This window comes from Sphingobacterium sp. G1-14, from assembly GCF_002196555.1.
In the GTDB taxonomy this organism is placed as follows: Bacteria; Bacteroidota; Bacteroidia; order Sphingobacteriales; family Sphingobacteriaceae; genus Sphingobacterium; species Sphingobacterium siyangense.
In genome coordinates this window covers 5,326,318-5,348,131 of record NZ_CP021381.1, presented here as the reverse complement: position 1 = coordinate 5,348,131, position 21,814 = coordinate 5,326,318, and the positions used below count along the sequence as shown (strand labels likewise).

Annotated in this window: 12 protein-coding genes; 3 read left to right on the top strand and 9 right to left on the bottom strand. The window is 39.7% G+C overall.

Annotated features, from left to right (window positions below; all coding sequences use genetic code 11):
- The first annotated feature begins 149 nt into the window (after nt 1–149).
- Nucleotides 150–1,370, top strand: coding sequence for an MFS transporter (locus CBM24_RS23055; protein ID WP_088162890.1), 1,221 nt, complete (start codon nt 150–152; stop codon nt 1,368–1,370).
- Here CBM24_RS23055 and CBM24_RS23050 read toward each other — a convergent pair.
- From CBM24_RS23050 to CBM24_RS23020, 7 genes are all read right to left on the bottom strand, one after another.
- Complete coding sequence (locus CBM24_RS23050; protein WP_088163761.1) at nt 1,356–1,799, bottom strand: retropepsin-like aspartic protease; 444 nt, start codon at nt 1,797–1,799, stop codon at nt 1,356–1,358. The genes CBM24_RS23055 and CBM24_RS23050 overlap by 15 nt on opposite strands.
- A 155-nt stretch (nt 1,800–1,954) precedes the next feature.
- A complete protein-coding gene (locus CBM24_RS23045; RefSeq protein WP_088162889.1) occupies nt 1,955–2,893 on the bottom strand; it encodes a malate dehydrogenase in 939 nt (312 codons plus the stop codon).
- A 361-nt stretch (nt 2,894–3,254) separates the two neighbouring features.
- Complete coding sequence (locus CBM24_RS23040) at nt 3,255–5,579, bottom strand: BamA/TamA family outer membrane protein (protein WP_232475614.1); 2,325 nt, start codon at nt 5,577–5,579, stop codon at nt 3,255–3,257.
- Complete coding sequence (locus tag CBM24_RS23035; protein WP_088162887.1) at nt 5,551–10,836, bottom strand: translocation/assembly module TamB; 5,286 nt, start codon at nt 10,834–10,836, stop codon at nt 5,551–5,553. Before CBM24_RS23035 ends, CBM24_RS23040 begins: the two co-directional genes overlap by 29 nt.
- A gap of 379 nt (nt 10,837–11,215) precedes the next feature.
- Nucleotides 11,216–11,590 (bottom strand): DoxX family protein, encoded by a 375-nt coding sequence (locus tag CBM24_RS23030; protein WP_075994106.1) that lies wholly within the window; start codon nt 11,588–11,590, stop codon nt 11,216–11,218.
- Nucleotides 11,591–11,610: 20 nt separating this feature from the next.
- Nucleotides 11,611–11,952, bottom strand: coding sequence for a DUF4342 domain-containing protein (locus tag CBM24_RS23025; RefSeq protein ID WP_232475613.1), 342 nt, complete (start codon nt 11,950–11,952; stop codon nt 11,611–11,613).
- 442 nt (nt 11,953–12,394) lie between these two features.
- Nucleotides 12,395–15,031, bottom strand: coding sequence for a valine--tRNA ligase (locus CBM24_RS23020; RefSeq protein ID WP_088162886.1), 2,637 nt, complete (start codon nt 15,029–15,031; stop codon nt 12,395–12,397).
- Between the two features lie 503 nt (nt 15,032–15,534).
- Between CBM24_RS23020 and CBM24_RS23015 the strand changes: the two genes are divergently transcribed.
- Together CBM24_RS23015 and CBM24_RS23010 are read left to right on the top strand one after the other, a co-directional pair.
- Nucleotides 15,535–17,199, top strand: coding sequence for an LTA synthase family protein (locus CBM24_RS23015; protein ID WP_232475612.1), 1,665 nt, complete (start codon nt 15,535–15,537; stop codon nt 17,197–17,199).
- 4 nt (nt 17,200–17,203) lie between these two features.
- On the top strand, nt 17,204–19,129 hold the full coding sequence (locus tag CBM24_RS23010; RefSeq protein WP_088162884.1) for an LTA synthase family protein: 1,926 nt from the start codon (nt 17,204–17,206) through the stop codon (nt 19,127–19,129).
- A gap of 11 nt (nt 19,130–19,140) precedes the next feature.
- On the opposite strand, the gene CBM24_RS23005 is transcribed toward CBM24_RS23010, so the two are convergent.
- Both CBM24_RS23005 and odhB read right to left on the bottom strand, forming a co-directional pair.
- The gene (locus CBM24_RS23005; RefSeq protein ID WP_157698576.1) at nt 19,141–20,211 is read right to left on the bottom strand and encodes a hypothetical protein; all 1,071 of its coding nucleotides are present in this window, start codon (nt 20,209–20,211) and stop codon (nt 19,141–19,143) included.
- A gap of 345 nt (nt 20,212–20,556) precedes the next feature.
- Complete coding sequence (odhB, locus tag CBM24_RS23000) at nt 20,557–21,795, bottom strand: 2-oxoglutarate dehydrogenase complex dihydrolipoyllysine-residue succinyltransferase (protein WP_088162882.1); 1,239 nt, start codon at nt 21,793–21,795, stop codon at nt 20,557–20,559.
- Nucleotides 21,796–21,814: the final 19 nt, after the last annotated feature.

Sequence of the window (21,814 nt, the reverse complement as noted above, 5' to 3'; positions counted from 1 at the left end):
ATTCTAAAGTTCGAAATAATGATGCAAAGTTATTGATTATATTCCAGTATTGAAGCATTGATTTTCACCTATTGTATCTTTATTTTAGCAAAAAGGAATCTCTTCTCCTAATTTTTTGTTATACTTTTAATATAGTATTATCTTTACATATGCAGGTTTTTCGTTCGCTCCATTATAGAAATTTCCGGTTACATGTTATAGGTCAAGCAATTTCCCTTATGGGAACTTGGATGCAGCGGATAGCCATCAGTTGGTTAGTCTATGAATTGACCGGATCTGTGTTTTGGCTTGGTTTTGTGCAGTTTATCTCCCTATTGCCTTCTTTGGTCCTGTCTCCATTTATCGGCAGTTTTGTCGATAAGCATAAAAAGTATAAATTGGTTCTGATAACCCAAATTGGTTTGATGATACAGGCTGGGATCTTGACCTTGGTCGTTTATCTGAAATGGGAGAGTGTCTTATGGCTTTCCATCTTAGGTCTTATACAAGGAGTTATTAATTCCTTCGATGTTTTGGGGCGTCAGTCGCTCATGATGTATTTGGTTGGGGACCGTAAAGATCTGCCGAATGCCATAGCGCTGAATTCAACAATTTTCAATGGCGCACGAATGTTGGGCCCTGCTATAGGCGGTATTTTACTGAGTACATACGGTGAACTCGTCTGTTTTGCCCTGAATTTTATCAGTTTTGTTCCGGTTATTATTACATTATTGATGATGAAGGTCGATGAAACACATGTTCAACTGAGCAAGGGAAGCAATTGGGAAGGCTTGGTCGAAGGCTTTCGTTACCTCAAACGTTCACCGCACATCTCCTCGCTGATTATTATCATGACATTCTCCAGCTTGATCGTTATTCCGTATACCTCGTTGCTGCCTGCCATAGCAAAAGAAATGTTTCATGGTGATGAACGTACGTTCTCCTGGTTTGAAAGTGCGGCCGGCCTGGGTGCCATGATTGGTGCTTTTAATATGGCCCGTTTAAAATCGGGTACCAATTTGCGCTATCAGGTGATGGGGGCTGCTGCGCTTATGGGAGTTGCATTATTGTTTTTGGCGCATTCGAGTATGCTGCAGATGGCACTCGTCTATGTGATGTTGGTATCCTTTGCCATGATGATGCAAAACTCAAGTATCAATACATATATTCAGACGCATGCCATACCGATCTATCGTGCTCGGGCAATCTCGTATTACGTCATGGCTTTTCAGGGGATATTTCCCATTGGTACATTGATGATAGGTTCCTTAGCCAGTTACTGTGGGCTTCGAACGACATTATACGTCATGGGGGGACTGGGGATATTGATTGCAATTGTGTACTATAGCTATCTCCGGCTCCATATCCACAAACGTCTATTTAAGTTTTAATTTCCGGGTTCTTAATTTTAAGGTGCGCTTTGCATAATCAATGACAGCGCCATAGTCTGCAAAAATATCTCCACCCAATACGCCGATCACTGGTTCGAGATCCATCTGCTGATAGGCATAATTGATCGAGCTTAAATCCAATACCGCAGTATTTAAGTTTTTTATCTGCCATTCACCTAATGTCAGACTCGGAATTTTTATATTGAAACTCTCCATTGAATTGGTGCCAAGTCCTGTTGATAATGTTTCTGAAGGTTCAAGCTGCAATTGGTCATCCAAAAGATGCCCCAATTGCGTTTTATCAAATACAGTTTTAGATGCGCCAGTATCAACTACCATCTTGAACGAACGATTATATATTTCTACATCGACTAAAATGTGTGTGCCCTGGCCTTGTAAATCCAATAATTGAAATGGTACTGTTGTCATATAGCCAAACATACCCAAAAATTCCCTTAAAAAAGAAATTTTAAAACCCGCAGTGCGTGTTGAACGTTCATAAAAAAAGCTGTTATTGATAGAATAACAGCTTTTTATCTCTTGATAGTTTATAAGCTACAGCTTATCTTTTTATTGTTTATGAGCTACAGCGCTTTTATTTCTTTCAGTACATTATTCATTGTACGTACTGCTTCTGCACTTTTATTGAATTTTTCTTTGTCCTCGTCATCGAGTTGAATGGGGACGATGCGATCCCATCCTTTTTTATTGATGATAACCGGTACGCCCAGATTGATATCTTCTTGACCAAATTCACCTTCCAAATAAACGGATGCTGTAAATAATTTTCCTTGATCACGTACGATACTTTCGACGACTGCAGCTGTTGCGGCTCCCGGAGCATACCAGGCTGAGGTGCCGATTAGGCTGGTTAATGTTGCTCCACCAACCATAGTTTTGTGTACAATTTCGCCTTGCTCTTCCGGGGTAAGGAAATCAGTGACTGGAATACTGTTCCACGTGGAGTGCTTGATGAGTGGTATCATTGTTGTATCTCCATGACCGCCAATGACAATGGCATTGAGATCGGCCGCAGAAGCATTCAGTTTTTCACTCAGTTGATATTTGAATCGTGCTGAATCCAATGTACCGCCCATTCCAATAATTCTATTCTTAGGCAATCCACTTGATTTAAGTGCTAGATAGGTCATGGTATCCATGGGATTAGATACGATAACAATGATAATATCCGGAGAATGTTTTACTAAGTTTTCGACAACCGACTTGACAATATTGGCATTTGTCCCAATCAATTCTTCGCGTGTCATTCCAGGTTTACGTGGAATCCCCGACGTAATAACGGCAACAGTTGAACCTGCAGTTGACAGATAATCATTGGTTACCCCCTTGATTTTTGATTCAAAACCCAATAATGCGGCAGTTTGTGCCATATCTTGCGCTTTGCCTTCTGCAAAACCTTCTTTAATATCCAATAATACAATCTCCTCTGCGACATTTCGACGGATTAAATTGTCCGCTGTAGTTGCGCCTACAGCTCCAGCACCAACAATAGTTACTTTCATATGTAAATTATTTGTTTATTCATGAGCTAATTGTCCGCTTAAGTATATACATCTGCCTTTTAATTATATAGCTGCCTTCGGCGGTTTTTATGCCACATCGCATACCCGGTCCATCTTCACGAATGCTTGTACTTTTTTTATATGGATATTTCATGAGCATTTATGTGGATTATTAAATAATTCTTGAATTTAATCAATTATTGTCAGTAAATCAATGTATTTAGCGGGAATAACTTGTTTTTTGACATAAGAAATAGACCCCTCCAAAATCGATGACTTTTATAAAATAGCAAAAAAAAATAACAGGCCTGAAATTCGTTCAAGCCTGTTATTTCTATCGTGTAAAATCAAATTTGAAATCCTAGAACGGATAGCCGATGGCTAGGTTGAACATCAAATTATCCTTTCTCCATTTTGAACTTCCAAAGTCGATATCCTTAAATACCCAACGTTCTCCTTTTGGAAGATAGGGAATGCGGAAAGGTATGGACATATCTGTACGAATGATCAAAAACGTAAAGTCGAAGCGTAATCCAGCTCCACCGCCGACGGCTAATTCATTTAAAAAGTTCTTGCTGAACTTACCACCCGGCTTGTTGACATCATCCCGTTGCAACCACACGTTCCCGGCATCAATGAATGCTGCCCAATGAACAAAGCCTGCTAATTTAGCTCTGTATTCTGTGTTAAGTTCCAATTTGATATCACCGGTCTGGTCGGCATAGAAGAGGCCGTTGCTTAATTTTTCAGGGGCAACTGTTCCTGGTCCAATTGCACGAGCACCAAATGCACGGATACTGTTAGGTCCACCCACATAATATTGTTTTAAATAGGGAAGTGACCGAGAGTTACCATAGGAATAGCTTAATCCTAAACTGACCCGAGAAGCAAGCTGCGAATTCTCCGACAATTTGAGATAGTGTCTGCCATCGCCACTGATCTTGATATATTGGGAGAAATAAGCATCGAACAATTTGAACGTTTTCCCTTTATTGAAATCAGCTCCTTTTATCAAACCGAGTATATTCCCCGAGAGGTCCAGGTTGCCTTTGAAATAAAATGTATTTTTCAAATGCTGCTTCATCGTATTTTGAAACGTGAAGTTATAATTTGGGCCAATCGTAAATTGTGGATCTATTGCGTGCCTTAACGCCGGAATAGTATCCATTTGTTTTTGGTAGTTTTCAGAAATACCTTTAGGCTGAACATAGGTAATCTCCATTAACGCAAGATCGTGCTGCTTCTCTTCAGACTCCTGCCAGATATAACCGTAATCCAATGCGATGGAATTTAAGGTATATGCTTTGCGGCGATTTAAAAATTCATAGCGGCCTTTGACATAAGTCTTCGGAATAAAACGTCGCGTAGGAGAAATCCTTCCAAAAGGGGACAATATCCGCGGGAAAGTCAGTGTAGCCTCCATCCCGTAACGGTAATAACTCGAATTGAGGTCAGCTGATCCACCGGTCTGGGTTTCATAACCACCGAATACATTAAAACTTAACTGCTCTGCGCCTTTAAATGCGTTGCGTAAAGTCCAGTTGACATTAACTTCTGTACCATTGTATACCGAAGCCATTTTTCCCAAAAGTTCCACACGGAGTGATTTTTTTGGCAATGGGGTTAAGTAGTAGTAGACGTCTAGTGCATTGGGAACTTCTTTGCTGTCAACAAAGTTATTTTTGACAAATTTCCAGCTATTGAGATTCACCAGATGGCTGATGGTTTGGTTGTGGGCATTACGGTTGTAGACGTCGCCGGGGTGGAAGAAGATATGATTCGCGATAACAGGCTTTCTATAAAGATGCTGGCGGTCTATAAAATAGTAGCTGCTATCATATAGTTCCGCGTTACGGGTGGATCGCTGATAACCGGTGCTTGTTTCCGTGTAGTTCGGGTAAACGTAGATTTTATTGATCTTTGACGGTACCCTCGCCTGTGCCGGTGTTTCCTTCTTTACAGTAACATACATGTCGACCTTGTTGTTCCGGTGTGAACTGTCTACCTGAACCAGGATGTAATCAGGGCTGAAATAATAATACCCTTTATTTTTGAGGTCATTGTCGATGCGGTCACGCTCATTTAGGATAACATCAAGGCTATAATTTTTGCCCACCTGTAAGAGACTTTGATCGGAGCTCGAACGAATATCTTTACCCAGCTGTGTGGTGCTGTCAATATCAAATTGAACAGATCTTATTCGGTAGATAAAATTTGGCTTGGCCGTATAATTAACCGTTGCTTTTTTGTTTTCAACTAAAGTGTCGGATTTTACTTCAGCATTAAAGAAACCAAAATTCTCCAGACGATTACGCAGTAGATTTTCATTGTACTCGCGATTGACATCGCTCAACAATACCGGTTTCTCACCAATTTTCTTGAAAAATTTTTTAATGATATTATTCCCTACAGAATCGCCGGCCATATTGTTGAAGTACAACTTGAATGGTACGCCAGCTAGACGTTTATTGGGTTTGGGCATCAATGCCGCTTCTAAATGCGTCGCAATCTTTTCCTTGTTTTCCTTGGAGATGGTGTCCGAATCGACTATCACGTTGCCTTTAACATATAAGCTTTCTCCTTCTTTCAGATTCTTGGTTGAAGAACAGGATGCTAGAAATGCAGCGCATGAAACTATTCCAACAATATACTTTAGTTTAGCTTGCATGATAACTCCTTTCCTCATCTTCATTTTTTATAGCTGTCGTTCTGATGGTATCTATAGTTGATTTTGGACTATCGCTTTTCGGCGTGTTTTTACTGGAGTCCAACTGTTGTTTACGTTTCTCTTGTTCTCTTTCCTCCATACGTTTTCTGTACTCAGGGCTATGGGTCATCAAACTATCTCTGATGACTGTGCGTACGCTATCACGATACACTGAATCGGTTTCCATACGTTCCACATCAAAACGTTTTCTGAAACCTTTGCTATTCGTGTCATAGTACGCTTTGAGTTTTTTCGAACTCATCCAGATTTCCCGGAACCTGTTGTAATCCATATTGATGATAAATCCGATACCTGTTTCTACATATTGGCCTTGGAGCGTAACCTGATATTGATTTTTACGATATACCCGTGCAAAATAACGGCCATCTTGCGAAAGTTGATAATCCAATTGGATATCCCCAGCAATATTGTTGGCGGTTTCTCCCGGACGTGTATTTCCTTCAACCTCAAAATTAGAACCAACGGTAATTTTTAGACGATCATTTAAAAGCATTTTAGATACACCGATATTCAGATCTGTTCGGGTTTGGCCCGCTCCAGTAGCATAATCTTCCTCCGAAGTTAAGTTGAAATCCAGTTCTACTCCGGTGATAAGCTCGGAGGCAAGGCGGTTCAATTGACCGCTCAGGAATGAACTGATGCTATTTCTGACAATGGCTTCTGTGCCGCCCCCACCGGATAAACTTTCAAATGGATTGGTCGACATAAAGCGTCCTAAAACGATGAGTGAAAAGACCTGCTTGTTCAGTTCAGATGGATTTTCACGCAAGGTGGTCAATGCGTTATTTACTTTGCTGATCACATCTTGGGAAACAACGGAGTTGTTTTCGTCCAAGTCGATATCAAAATTCAGTTGCGGTTGGAACAATTTGTCTGTAATCTTCAACAAGACATTGAAAGGAATACGTTGCTTGTATAAATTAGCGTTTTCTGATCCCAGTTGCGTCGCTACAAGCTCCAGCGTTGGAGCTTTGGTTGTGTATGCCGCTGTGATATTAAGCTGCGCATCCAAGGGATCTCCGTTCCAGGTGATCGTACTTCCTTTTCGGAATGTAAAATCTTTTTTTACGGGACCAAAACTGAATGAATAGCTCCCTTTGTCTACGGTAAATGTACCTGACAAGGTAATTTTGCTGCTCGCATCAATGCCTGCGTTCAGTTCCGCTTCTCCTTGGATATTCAGTGCATCCTGTGAACCGGCATCCAAGAGGATTTTAAATTTGGCATCTTTATCCGTTTGAAGATTCAGATCTACGTCGATTCCCGTCAGACGGGTTACGGTCATCGAATCTAATTTAGCAAATACGTTGGCTCTTGTGGTATCACTCTTATCAACAAATTCGACAACACCTTTACGATCGGCCATCCCGGGATCTTCGTTTGGCATAACAAAGGTGAAATCGGTATCATCTAATACCTTGATTGTACCATCAACGATAGGCTTATCAAGATTTCCCCGAATGCGAAGGTTCGAGGTAAGATACATTTTACCATAGAACATATCGTTGTCGCTTTGTGTTGAATTGAGCACCTCAAAATTGTCCGTATTGATATTGAGATTAAAATCAAAATCAGTATACGTTTTGGTTTCTATGGATCCTGTTACCTTGGCAATATTTCCTTTCTTGTCTTCTAATGCAAATTTAGGGAAAGTAATACCCCTTTCATCCAAATGAATGGTTTCATCTTTAGCTTTGAAAAGTGCATTCAACATAGCAATATTGAATTGTGCATCTTTAAACTTCACATCGCCGTTAATGAGTGGTTTGGATGGCGATCCCGTTATTTTTAACTGGCCTTCAAGATTTCCTTTCGAGTCTTTTAGATAACCCAAACTGAATGCCTGAACTGTCTGCATGGAGAGTGGCGCAATATCCAAGGTGAAATCCAGGGTTGCTTCTCCCTTTGGAGGATTGATAAAATCACCACTTAATACGACATTATTGCCATTTTCACTGATACTGATATTCGCATTATAGGTGTTTTCCTTTTCATTGTTAACTTTTATGTTGACATTACCGACAGTATCTTGTCCAATATAGAATTTGTCGATCGTAAGATCGGATACAAATACAGGGCTACTTTCCAAACGTGATATGGTTGCCTGACCATTAATCCCGCCGCCAAGATCGACTGTTTCACTTTCAAGCATTTTACTTAATGTCTCAATGCGGAAATTTTTAAAGGCAATGTTGAGTGGCGAATTGAGCACACTATCCTGCGATGATATACTCAGCTCTTGTCCTTTATTACTTAAGATAAAGTCATTGGCCTGAATACCCGTGCTTCCAAATTTGAGCACGTTGTTTGGATTTATCGTCCACTTGTCGTAGTTCAGCATAAGGCCATCCTGAAGTAGGCTAAAAACAAACGCTCCATTATCAACGCGCATATTGGCGCCCAAATGATACTGCTCTTTCTCTTTCTTGTCTTTAATCCAAAGGCCAAAATCCAAATTGTTTTGAATGACTTTACCACTGAAGACTGTATTCACCAGTTCGATATTGCTCACCTTGATTTTATTGATCAAGGCCGAGTAGTAAAGTGTACTGTCCAAGGTATTAATATCCAAGGTGACGTTATTGATTTCGGTGCCACTATAGGTGATTTTAGGGGCATCCAATTTCGCAAGAATAGTTTTTGACTGACTATTGAACATACCATCCAACGTAATATCAGACATTTCCGTTAATTCTGGAAGAAAATCCTTTACAAATTTAGTCCTGGTCAATTGGGCGGAAAACTCAATATTCTGAGGCTCATATTTGGGAACTTTAACACCTTTTCCCGGCTGGTAGTATACCTGTAAAATGTCTTGAATGGCATTCTGCAACTCTAAAATTTTGTATTTTCCGACCAAATGGGCATTCAAAAAGTCTGATTTGAGTAGCAGCAAATTGCGGCTGGTATCGGCTTTTGCAACAAGTGAAATGCTGTCTAAAGTATAATATGCGTCGTTGTAAAGAATGGATGAATTGGTGATATGTGACTCCCCATTTAAAAAATTCGGATCGGCTGAACTGAAATTGCCCACAAGTTTACCGTGGTATTTGAGATCGTCGTCCATTAATTTTAAGTTTTTAAGATTAATGGTATCTACCATAAGCTCAAAATCCACCTGCGGATATTTGGACTTCATGTTGGCCGTTGCATTTAACTTCAATTGAATATTAGGGTCGGGACTAACCACAGAGGCTTTGATATCACCTTTATCGGCAGTGAGATTCATATCAATATTCTGATAACGATAACCCATCGCATCCATTCGATTTACTTTGCCATCAAAATTGGCGACAAGTTTCTTCGGATCTGTTCCATGACCTTTGATTTTTCCCTCAAATGAAAGTATGCCTAATGTACTGTCCATTTTCATGATCTTACCAATGTCAAAATCACGAATACTCACAAATGCATCATAGGTTGTATCGCGACCTATCATGCCTACTTTACCATTGAACTTGGCTGTTCCTTTCTCTGTTACCAGCGAAAGATTGGTGTTAAAGGCATTCATCCCACCATTAAAAGTTCCGGTAAGGCCGATCGTATTGGGCAACTCTATTCCGCTAGGAAGCATTTTTTTTGAAACCAGCTTTTCGATATCCGAACGTCCTGTGGTCAATTTCTTTAAATTAAGATCCATTGACATTTTATCGACGTTGGGTAGACCCTTTAAATGCAGACTTGCAATGACACGTGTATTGGACAGGGTTTGGAAATCAATTGCCGGAATATTTAAATCATTTACCTTACCCACAACGCGACCATCAATATTAAACTTTTTGTCCATCAATGGTTTCATCACCTGCATGGTATCCAAAAAAGGAGCAAAATAGTAGATGTCGCGCATATCTACGTGGCTCTTTTTGATCGTTGCATTGACATAGATCAGCTCTGGCTTTTGGGCAATAATATCCAAAGATGGATAGGTTACTTTTAAGTAATCACGCAGTAGGGTACGTGGTGTTTCTGCGTACAGGTTTTTGATCTCCGCGCCGGTATTTGTATACTTAAAATCCCCTTTCAATTGCTTGATCACAAACCCGGAATGATCAGAGGCTACAAGCTCTTTTAATGATCCGCTGATCGAATCGGCGCTATAGTAAAGATCATTTAAACTGGTTTTCATTCCAGGGATCTTAATATTGAAGTAATCAAAGCCTTTCATACGGGCCTGATTGTTGTCTCTATACGCTAAGCTTGTATTGTTGATTTGGATTTCTTTGGCTGAGACAACCCAGTTTATTTTGGTGGTATCCGCGGTGTTTTTCGCTTCTGTGTTTACTTTTTTCTGGATCTTTCCAAAGAGCACATTATTGTCTGAACCGTCAAGATTGATCGTTTGAATATCGACAAGTTCTTTGTTAAGGTCGATCTTGTTAATGTCTGCATGAAGATTTTTGATATAAAATTTTGTATTCAGCAGACTGGATTGATCCTCATAGCGCACTAAGATATTGGTCAGGTCAGCAATCTGTATACCGACATCGGGAAGCAAGGTGGTTACTTGTGCCGTTTTATCTGTAATGCCAAAATCTTTGACCGTGGGTGCCGTGCCATCAACAACTGGTCGCCATTGTTTCACTGTGGCACTCAGACCATCTATCTTCACTTTGGGCAGATTGAAAGCCATGTTTTTTGTGAGGTCGAACTTCTTGACGTTGGTATTTAGGCTGTTCAGGTAAACATCAGCACTCGTTCCAATAACATCATCGGCATAGACAATATGAAATTTATCAAATTTGACCTTATCAAGGTTAAATAGAAGGGCTGAACTGCTGTCTGCAGTCGGTTTGCTTTCCTTTTGAGAAGCGAAAGCTTTAACAATATAATCAAAGTTGAATGAACTGTCCGGCAATGTACGGCGGATTTTTGCGGTGATTCCTTCTGCTTCAATGCTTTGAATTTCAACGGTATTTTTCAGAAGTTTTAGCATGTTGATATCGACAGCTATGCTTTTTCCTGCTACTAAGGTATCCTTGCTTTGGTCAGCTAAATAGATGTCCTCTAAAACCAGTTTTTTAGGGAAATCAATATTAATGTAGCCAATTTTAACGGGGGTACCGATCTTACCTTCCACATAGTGTGTTACTTTTCCAGCAATATAATTCTGAACGGAGGGTATTCTGATTAAAAATACGATTAAAATAGCCAGCGCAATTATTACTCCAATAATCCACAATATTGTTTTGAAAGCAATTCGGGTAAATCTGTTCAACGTATAATTTGATTTAAGTATCTATTAATAAAAATTAAAACGGAAAAAAGTTTGCTAAGTTTTCAGATATATAACGTATATCGCCACGATTTCAGCAAACTAAGGTAAATTTGCGTGTAAATGCAAGTTTAATTTATGTACTATACTTGCTAGCAAATATTAGACAGCTCTTCATTTCCCTTGTATAAAATCATTTTATCGTGGGAATGTTCTAAAAACACATCAAATAATTGACCAAACCATTCTAGTCGTACAAAGTTTTTTGTTTTTTAATTTTATGTTAATAAAAACATTAAATACCTATCAATTTGTCAAAGTAATAGGTATTTAATAGATGCATTATCCTGCTCGATATTCGTTTGGAGAAGAATATAAGCAATTATTCCATCAGTTTTTTATACTTGCCCCAGTTTTCGAATACCACCCATAGCCAAATAATGAAAAGTACAGCCCAAATAATTAGTCCCATTTGGCTGTAAAAAATCATGTTGTGGGTAAAAATACCAATGAGTATGGGGAAGATGACCAGTGCACCCAGTGTTCTCGTTTTTGGGAAAATAAACAATAAACCGCCCAAGAGTTCGATGATTCCAACCAGTGGCATTAGCCATTTGATCGTGGCAAAAGCCTCAAATACTTTTTTCATGTCCATATCCATTGGTGGCGTAGGCATATAATGAAAAAGTTTATCCAGCCCTGCATTGATGAATAGCAAGGCAAATAAAATACAAAGTATATTTTTAAAGATCTTCATAACGGTCAATTTTAAATTGATTATTTTACGGTTATCGTTGTAGGGGGATCAGTGCTGTTATCTTCTTTGTCTTTTTCTTCCTTGTTTGTATTTCGTTCTACGGTGATCGTACATTCTGTAAGCAATGCGGCTACAGCACCGATTGCAGCAAAAACAGGTGCTAAGATCAAGCCTATGGCACCAACAGTTACTGGAAAGCTCATGATTTCTTTGCCATGTTTGTCCGAAATGCTGATTTTGCTCACATTGCCCTCAGCAATGATTTCTTTGATCTTTTGTAAAAGGTTTTCACCGTTAATCTGAAATGTCTCTTTGAATCCCATAATGATATAATTTAAGTTCGCTCCTATAAAGTTATTCATTTTTTTACAGGAATTTATATAAAGTTATCAGCATGGTTGATCTTTGGTTAATTATAAACTGTAGGGTTATTTTGGAATAGGGCAAAGCGCTTTGCTTCTTGTTTCAAAAGTTTTTATCGTATATCCTTGTCCTATATATTGCCTGTGCATGACGGATCAAAATTTACTTGAGTCGTCTGTTGGGCTCTTTCGTGAAAGCTCGTGCTCTTCGTGGGGTACAATTGTCAATCAAATTCGCTCTTAATACGTTTTTTTATCGGATATACTTCGGATATTTAACGGAGCTTATTCGCTGGCAACCGAAGAAGCACCGAAGAAGCACCGAACGAGCTCCGAAGAAGTACCGAACAAGCACCGAATGATCTCCGAATTTGACCGCTCGTTAAACATAAAAAAAGTCCCGTGCATTGCACGGGACTTTTCGAGATTTATAGCGTAGCTGTTAACCTAATGCTGTTAAGCTTTCTTGAAGAATTTTAATCTTCGCTTCGGCATCAGCCTTTTTACTTTTTTCGTTTTCAACAATTTCAGGTTTAGCATTTTGCACAAACCGTTCATTGGAAAGCTTTTTGTCTACAGATACAAGGAAGCCTTTTAGGTATTCCAATTCTTTCTCGATACGCTCACGTTCAGCATCCGCATCAATATTATTTTCCAACGTAACATAACATTCGTCTTTGCCAGCAAGGAAACTTGCGGCACCAGCTACTTTCTCAGAAACAAAAGTTACGCCTTCCAAGTTTGCAATCTTGGTGATGATATCAATATATTGCTCCAGGTTGACGTCCGATTGTTGATTGATCGCTAATGGTAAAGCAACTTTAGGGGAGATACCTTTAGAATTGCGAATATTCCGAACTTCCGAAATAATCTGTTGAGCGATAGCGAAATCTTTTATAAGCTGCTCATCAAAATCATTCGCTGTAAGATAAGGGGCTACGATAATGCAATCTTTCTCGTCTTTCACACCGAACAGTTCGTCATGCCACAATTCTTCTGTTAGGAAAGGCATGAAAGGATGTACTAAAGTGAGTATACGTTGGAAAAAAGATTTTACTGTTGCTAAGGTTTCGCTAGAAATAGGGGAGCCATAAGCCGGTTTCACTAATTCAAGGTACCAGGCACAGAAGTCATCCCATACCAATTTGTAGGTTGTCATCAATGCATCTGATAAACGATAGTGTTTGAAGTTTTCTTCGATATCGACCAAGGCTTGATTTAACCTTGCTTCAAACCAAGATGCCGAAATCTTATCTGAATCCGAAGCTGGAGTAGCTGTAATTTCCCAGCCTTTAACCAAGCGGAATGCATTCCAGATCTTATTGGCAAAATTACGGCCCTGTACACAAAGTTCTACATCAAAAGGAAGGTCATTACCTGCTGGAGCAGTCAATAACATTCCCATCCGCGTAGCATCTGCACCATATTCATTCATTAAATCAATCGGATCAGGAGAGTTGCCCAGTGATTTAGACATTTTACGGCCCAGTTTGTCGCGTACAATACCCGTGAAATAAACATTTTCAAAAGGCAATTGTCCGCGGAATTCATATCCTGAAACGATCATACGTGCTACCCAAAAGAAAATGATGTCTGGGGCAGTGACTAAATCTTGCGTAGGGTAATAGTAGTTGATTTCTGCATTTTCCGGTTCGTTGATGCCATTGAAAACCGAAATTGGCCATAGCCAAGCTGAAAACCAGGTATCAAGCACATCCTCATCTTGACGTAGATCGGTCAATTGAAGCGTTGTATTACCTGATTTTTCCTGCGCTAAAACAAGGGCTTCTTCAACCGTTTGTGCAACCACAAAGTCTTCGTTTCCATCGCCATAGAAATAAGCCGGTATTTGGTGCCCCCACCACAATTGTCTTGAGATATTCCAGTCGGTAACATTCTCCATCCAATTGCGGTAAATATTTTTGAATTTCGTCGGATGAAATTTAATGGTATCGTCCATGACGTTATCCAATGCAGGTTTTGCCAAGTCTTCCATTTTAAGGAACCACTGATTAGAGATTTTAGGCTCAATAACAGCACCTGTTCGCTCTGAAGTTCCAACATTATTGGTATAGTTTTCAACTTGCTCCAATAATCCTTTTTCCTCCAGCTCTTTCTCGATTTCCTTGCGGACTTTAAAACGATCCATACCGGCGTAATGCAGGCCATTGTCGTTTAGTTTTGCTTCGTCGGTAAAGATGTCGACAAATTCCAGGTTGTGCTTTTTACCTAGTGCGTAGTCATTCACATCGTGCGCTGGAGTAACTTTAAGGCATCCTGTACCAAACTCCAAATCGACATATTCATCTTCAATGATGTTCACTTTTCTACCAACGATCGGCACAATGACTTGCTTTCCTTTTAACCAGGTGTAGCGCTCATCATTGGGATTGATACACACGGCTGTGTCACCAAAGATGGTTTCAGGACGGGTAGTCGCCACAACAATATATTGATCTGTTCCCTCAACCTGATATTTCAGGTGGTATAATTTGCCGTTTTTCTCTTTATAAATAACCTCTTCGTCTGAGATATTTGTTTTTGCTTCAGGATCCCAGTTGACCATGCGGTAACCACGATAAATCAATCCTTTATGATAAAGATCGACGAATACGCGGATAACAGATTGATATAACTCCGGATCCATGGTAAAACGTGTACGATCCCAGTCACAGGAAGCGCCAAGTTTTTCGAGTTGTTTTAGAATAATACCACCGTATTTTTCCTTCCATTCCCAAGCATGTTTTAAGAAATCTTCACGCGATAAAGATCGTTTGTCAATTCCCTGTTCTTTCAACATAGCGACGACCTTAGCTTCAGTGGCAATGGAGGCGTGATCGGTCCCCGGTACCCAACAAGCGTTTTTTCCCTGCATACGTGCGCGGCGAATCAAAACGTCTTGAATGGTATTATTCAGCATATGCCCCATGTGCAATACTCCCGTGACATTCGGAGGAGGCATCACAATCGTGTAAGGTTCACGTTCGTCCGGGGTGGAACGGAAAAATCCATTCGCTTTCCAATAGCTGTACCATTTTTCTTCAGCTTCTTTTGGATTGTAAGTTTTCGCTATGCTCATTTTAAATTTTTGTATTCAAACTTTTAAGGAACACAAAAGTAAGGAATTCTATGTTATTTTCCTTAGTAATCCATTGATCTTGTTCTCAAACAAAAAGAAGTTATGAATAAAGGCTAAGCAATAAGTTTATTGAAGATTCTCCTAAGCAGAAGAGGTGGTTATTGCAGTGGGGTAAAGCATAATGCAGGATTTATACTTTTTTAATCTTTTCTTCATATTACTAAGTAATTAGCCCGTATTTCATGTAAATTAATGTAAATTTGCCTGTTTTATTTTTACACGAAGGGATGCAACGATTTGCTAATGAGCTTAGAGCTTTAACACAGTATTTTCTGTTCTGGTTAATTATCTGTTTTATAGATAGATTGATTTTTGTTACTGCTTTTTTTGAGAAAATAGGTTTTTCGAATTTTACGGAGATTTTCAGAATTTATTACCACGGTTTGAACCTGGATTTTTCTGCTGTTTCCTATATATGTGCGCTGCCGTTTCTTGTGTATTGCATGTTAAGTTTTTTCCCAAAACTGAAACCCAAACGGCTGATCCTGGATATCTATACCATTATTGTCCTGGTATTGTTCTTTGTGACAAGCTTTATCAATGTTAACATCTACCGGGAATGGGGTGACAAAATTTCTAAACGTGCCATCGATGCATTTTTTGCCTCACCTTCGGGAGCCGTAGCTTCGGCTGAGTCCACGCCGGTGTTTCTCCCCATCGTTGGGATGTTGATCGGTATATTCTGTGGTTATTTTCTGTACCGTTGGATGTTTAAAAAAGTCTCTTTTTTCAATATCAAATCTCCTGTAGGTAATTTTTTCAAACTGGCAATCGGAGTCTTTGTACTTTTCACGTTTATCCGCGGTGGTTATGGGAGAGCGACACTAAACCCTAGTAAAGCCTATTATTCCGAGGAAACGTTTTATAATCATGCAGCGGTTAATACCCAATGGTCTTTTTTACGGGATTTCTTTGCCGAAAGTACCAAACTGAAAAACCCCTATAATTATTACGCGGATCAGAAGGATATTCAGGACAAGCTACGACCCGCCTTTCAAAGCCAACCTGATTCTGCCGTTGAGGTATTGTCAACGACTCGTCCGAATGTCGTTATTATTATGTTGGAAAGTTTTGTCGGCGATCTCATTCAGTCTCTTGGCGGGGAAAAGGGAATTACGCCACACATGGAAGAGTTGATTAAAGGCGGTATTTTGTTTGACCATATTTATTCTGCTGCTGATCGATCCGATAAGGGCATGGTAGCGGTTTTGAGCGGTTTTCCGGCACAAGGACCCGAGAGTATTATCAAGTATATCGACAAACATGAAAATATGCCTGCCATTGGACAGGAGTTCGATCATGCCGGCTATGAAACATCATTTTATCATGGTGGTCAGAGCGAGTTTTACAATTTTAAATCGTATATGCTGACGCATGGGATGTCTAGGGTGGTGGATAACGCCAATTTTGGATTGGATGCCGAACGTGCCTCATGGGGTGTATATGACCATGTGGTCTTTAATCAGATGATCAAGGATTTTAGAAAAGAAAAACAACCTTTCTTTTCGACGATCTTTACCTTAATTAATCACGAACCATTTGAGTTAAAACACGGCTATAAATTTGGCAACGCTACCAATGCGGATAAATTCCGAAGTACAGCAAATTATACGGATTCAGCTGTTTTTGATTTTATCAATAAAGCTAAAAAGGAAGCTTGGTATAAAAATACCCTTTTCGTAATTGTGGCTGATCATGGACATCGCCTTCCTTCAGAAAGGTGGGAACTATTTCACCCCAATCGCTTTCATATTCCGCTGATCTTTTTCGGTGATGTTATAAAACCTGAATATCGTGGGAAAATATTTAATAGAATCGGCAATCAAACGGATTTGGCGGCGACTTTATTGACACAATTGAAGCTCCCAACAGATCGTTATCATTGGAGCCGGGATCTTTTTAATCCGACGACGCCTCAAATTGCATTTTACAATTCGAAGGATGCCTTTGGTGTGATTACCCCACAACAGGCGGTTTCTTTCGATAATGTAGGCAGAATTATCAATTACAGATCCAACAAGGAATATCCTGCTGGCAAAACAGACAGCTTATTGAATATTGGCAAAGCGTATTATCAAGACGTATATCGTGAATTTTTAAAATATTAGAGCTATGAAATTAAGAGGAGTATTTGCACCTTATTTTGCTGTCGCAATTCGTTTTATCTTTCTTTTAGTCATCTATGCGTTATTGCGATTGGGGTTTTATGGCGTCAATGCTTCCTTATTTCCTCATGTCGATGCAGGTAAGCTCTTGGTGATGTTTGCGGGTGGTATACGATTCGACATTGTAGCCCTACTGTATTTTAATATTCTTTATATTGTGATGCTGACTGTTCCAGGTCCGTTTAAATCGAATAAAATCTATCAAAAAGTTGCAAAATGGATCTTTGTCGTGACCAATTCAATTGGTATAGCGTTAAATCTGATTGATTTTGCCTACTATCCATTTACCCTAAAAAGGACGACAGGAACGGTAATTGACCAATTTTCCAATGAATCCAACCTGATGAAGCTGGCTTTTGATTTCTGTTTGGATTATTGGTATCTCATTATAGTGTTGGTACTGGTTGTGTATGGTTTGATTAAATCGTATAAGCTTATTCAGATTGAAAGGACTACGAAATATAGCTGGAAGTCATTTTTGATCCAATTGCCTTTATTTTTACTGACTGCTTTTCTTTTCATAGGTGGTGTGCGTGGCGGTTGGGCCCATAGTACCCGTCCAATTACATTAAGTAACGCGGGGGATTATGTGGAGACACCGGAAGAAATGAATATTGTGCTGAATACGCCATTCAGTATATTGAAAACTTTAAAGGCTGTCAATCTTAAACCTATCCATTATTATTCCGAACAAGAGCTTGAGCAATTATACAACCCTATTCATGTACCGCAATCAGACCAGCCCTTTGCGAAGAAAAATGTCGTCGTTCTGATTTTAGAGAGTTTTGCAAAAGAACATTTTGGTGAGTTGAATAAAGATATCCAAGGTGGAAAATACAAAGGTTACACGCCTTTTTTGGATTCATTAATCCGCAATGCTTACACATTTACAGATACTTATGCCAATGGCCGTAAATCAATTGATGCTTTACCATCAGTCATTACCGGCATTCCTTCCATTGGTGAGCCTTTTGTGCTTTCGATATATTCTGGAAATGAAACCACAAGCTTAGCGAAGCTTTTAGGGAAAAAGGGATATGAGACTGCTTTTTTCCACGGAGCACCCAATGGCAGCATGGGCTTCTCCGCTTATATGAAACTGGCGGGTATCCAGCATTATTTTGGTAAAAACGAATATAACAATGACGCTGACTTTGATGGTATATGGGGAATCTGGGATGAACCGTTTTTGCAATTTGTAGCGAATAAGATCAACACGTTTCATCAGCCATTTTTCGCTAGTTTCTTCTCTTTATCTTCGCATCACCCATTTAAGGTGCCTGAAAAGTATCAGGGGAAATTTCCTAAAGGACCTTTGCCGGTACAGGAACCCATTGGATATACCGATAATGCACTGCGTGAATTTTTTGCAACAGCATCGAAAATGCCCTGGTACAAGAATACCGTATTTGTTATCTGTGCGGACCATGCTACTGTAAGCTACCTGCCGGAATATCAAACGGCAGCAGGGGGCTTCCAAATCCCTATTATATTTTATGCACCTGGTGATAATCTAGTTGGCAAAGCGGATAAATTGGTACAGCAAATAGATATTATGCCGACAGTGTTGAATTATCTGCACTATGATGAGCCTTATTTTGCCTTTGGTTCAGATGCCTTCAAACCGGGTAAGGATAATTTTGTGCTTAATAATAACTCAGGGAGCTATAATCTCTACTATAAAGATTATATGATGTCTTATGATGGACTGAAAGTGACTTCATTTTATGATCTTAAGAAGGACCGCTTGATGAAACAGGATCTGTTAAAACAACATCCAGCGGTATTGGATACGATGGAGACCAAGATGAAAGCCTTTATCCAGCAATATAACAACCGTATGATTGAAAACAAGCTGACCTATAAAAAATAGCAGCCGGTTTTCTACCTGTTCAATTTAGCGCGAATGCTTCTATCGATAATAAACAAAACCAAATCATAGACGAGGTAGATCAAGGGTAAGGTAAAGATGACCAACAGGATAAAACCGCGGGACTTTTCGTCAAAGACTCCATTGACAAGATAGTTGGCCAGACTGGACCAAAACCAGATAAAAAAGTAGAAAGAGCTTGGAATGATTAGATTTCCAAGTAGGAGTGCATAGCGGTATCGGCCAGTTTTGTATTTTAGATAAATACAGCGGATATGCAGGCAGAGCAGGCATATTGAGCCGATCAGGGCGAGCAGCTCGGGATGTACCCAAAGAATTGCTTGTGCTAACAAAGAGATTTTTAAGCCAACTTCAATATGAAAACTCTCTTTCTTTTCTACCTGATCAATTCTCCAGTGAACAATGGAATCTGTCTGTAATTTGGCTGTTCCCAGATCCTGTGTAAGTACATCCATCTTCCCGTCGAGGTGCAGATACAGTTCAATCGGGCCAAAAGACGACCAGTACCTGGAAGGGAATAGGAGGTAGTCAATTTGGTATCTGGTCCGAATATCCCGTCGGTCATAGCCCATATAAGCGCTGTATTGAACCTGAATGCTGTTATCACCTTTGTGAAGCTTAGCGGTAAAATGAAATGCATCATTCAGCGAAATACGTTTCCATTCATCGCTGTCGTAGCTGATTTCATAATAGCCATCCTTTAAACGTAAAAAGGGAAATTTTGAACCGGGCTGATCCATTTTTTTTCCTTCAATTTCGTTCTGATTGACAAGGATGCGATCCAATCCGTCCATATTTAAAGCGAGAAATACCAGTGGTAATTCGATAGCCTCTTCTGCATGGATGTTATAGACAATGCTGAAGTGACTGCGATAGTCCGAATTATAATCAGCAGTGTCTGCCAAAAGATGAATGTCAATACGCTCATTGGTAACTTTTAGCTTTGCGGCAGGAACAAGCTGTCCTGTTATGCTATGGGGGCTCATTGGATTTGCCATGTTGGCAAACAATGTCATTACAGCGAGTAATAGATATACAGTTGTTAGTAGAATTTTATACTTCATTTGCTTGATATTGTTTGCTTAACATCAAGTTTCATATTCGTATGCCGGCCTTTAAATGACAGTGTCGGTTGTATATTAGGATATGCTTGATCTTTAACAAGATGAAAGTAAAAATTAAAAAGGAGAAATTAAAAAGGCGATTTATATTCGTCTATCTCCGATTCATATTTGTCAAGTATATTGCTTCTATTCCGATGTCAATAAAAAACTTCATGATTTCGCAGGCACCCACAGCAATGGAAGCGAACTGAAGGTTATTTCTGGCCAATAATAGGAGACTCTTTCAGAAAAAAAAGACCCATGCCGCAAAGCATAGGTCTTTTATATTTCCAATTTTATTGAGGTTTAAACACCCAACAATAAACGAGCTGGATCTTCTAATAATTGTTTTACACGAACCAAGAAGCTTACTGATTCACGGCCATCGATGATGCGGTGATCATAAGAAAGTGCGATATACATCATTGGACGGATTACCACCTGACCATTTTCAGCAATAGGACGTTGGATAATGTTGTGCATACCCAAGATTGCGGATTGTGGAGCATTGATGATTGGCGTAGACATCATTGATCCGAATACACCACCGTTGGTAATTGTAAATGTACCACCGGTCATCTCGTCAATCGTTAATTTGTTGTCACGTGCTTTAACGGCAAGTGCAGCGATTGCTTTCTCGATTTGTTCCAATGACATTGCATCAGCGTTACGGATAATCGGAACAACTAAACCTTTAGGGGCAGAAACCGCGATTGAAATATCTGCGAAATCAGAATATACAATCTCGTTATCTTCGATACGTGCATTCACAGCAGGCCATTCAGCTAATGCAGTTGTTACAGCTTTTGTAAAGAATGACATGAAGCCAAGACCGATTCCAAATTTCTCTTTAAAGGTATCTTTATATTTAGCACGAAGATCCATGATCGGCTGCATATTGACTTCATTGAATGTTGTCAACATGGCCGTTTCGTTTTTAACGGCAACTAAGCGTTTTGCGATTGTTTTACGTAATGAAGATAATTTCTCACGACGTTCGTTTCTAGAGCCCACTACAGGAGCAACTGTTGCAGCTGGAGCGGCAGGTTTTGCTGCTGGTGCAGCTGCTTTAGCAACAGGTTGAGCTTTTTCGGCATCTTCTTTTGTGATGCGACCTTCTTTACCTGTTCCTTTTATTGTAGAAGGATCAATTCCTTTTTCTCTTAAGATTTTTGCAGCAGCGGGAGAAGCTGTGCCAGCAGCATAGCTATCTGGATCTTCATCTTTTGCAGCGGCAGCCGCAACTGGAGCTGCATTTGACGCTTCTGCAGCAGGGGCAGCAGCTGGAGCTGAACCACCGGCAGGAGCAGCACCTTCTTCAATTGTACAAACAACAGCACCGATTTCTAAAGTATCACCTTCTTGTGCAATGATTCTTAAGATACCCGCTTTTTCAGCTGGTAATTCAAACGTTGCTTTGTCTGATTCCAGTTCGGCGATGTTTTCATCCATCTCCACATAATCGCCATCTTGTTTCAACCATTGTGATAAGGTTACCTCCGTGATTGATTCACCTACGGTTGGTACTTTAATTTCTAAGCTCATATATAATGTTCTTTATTGA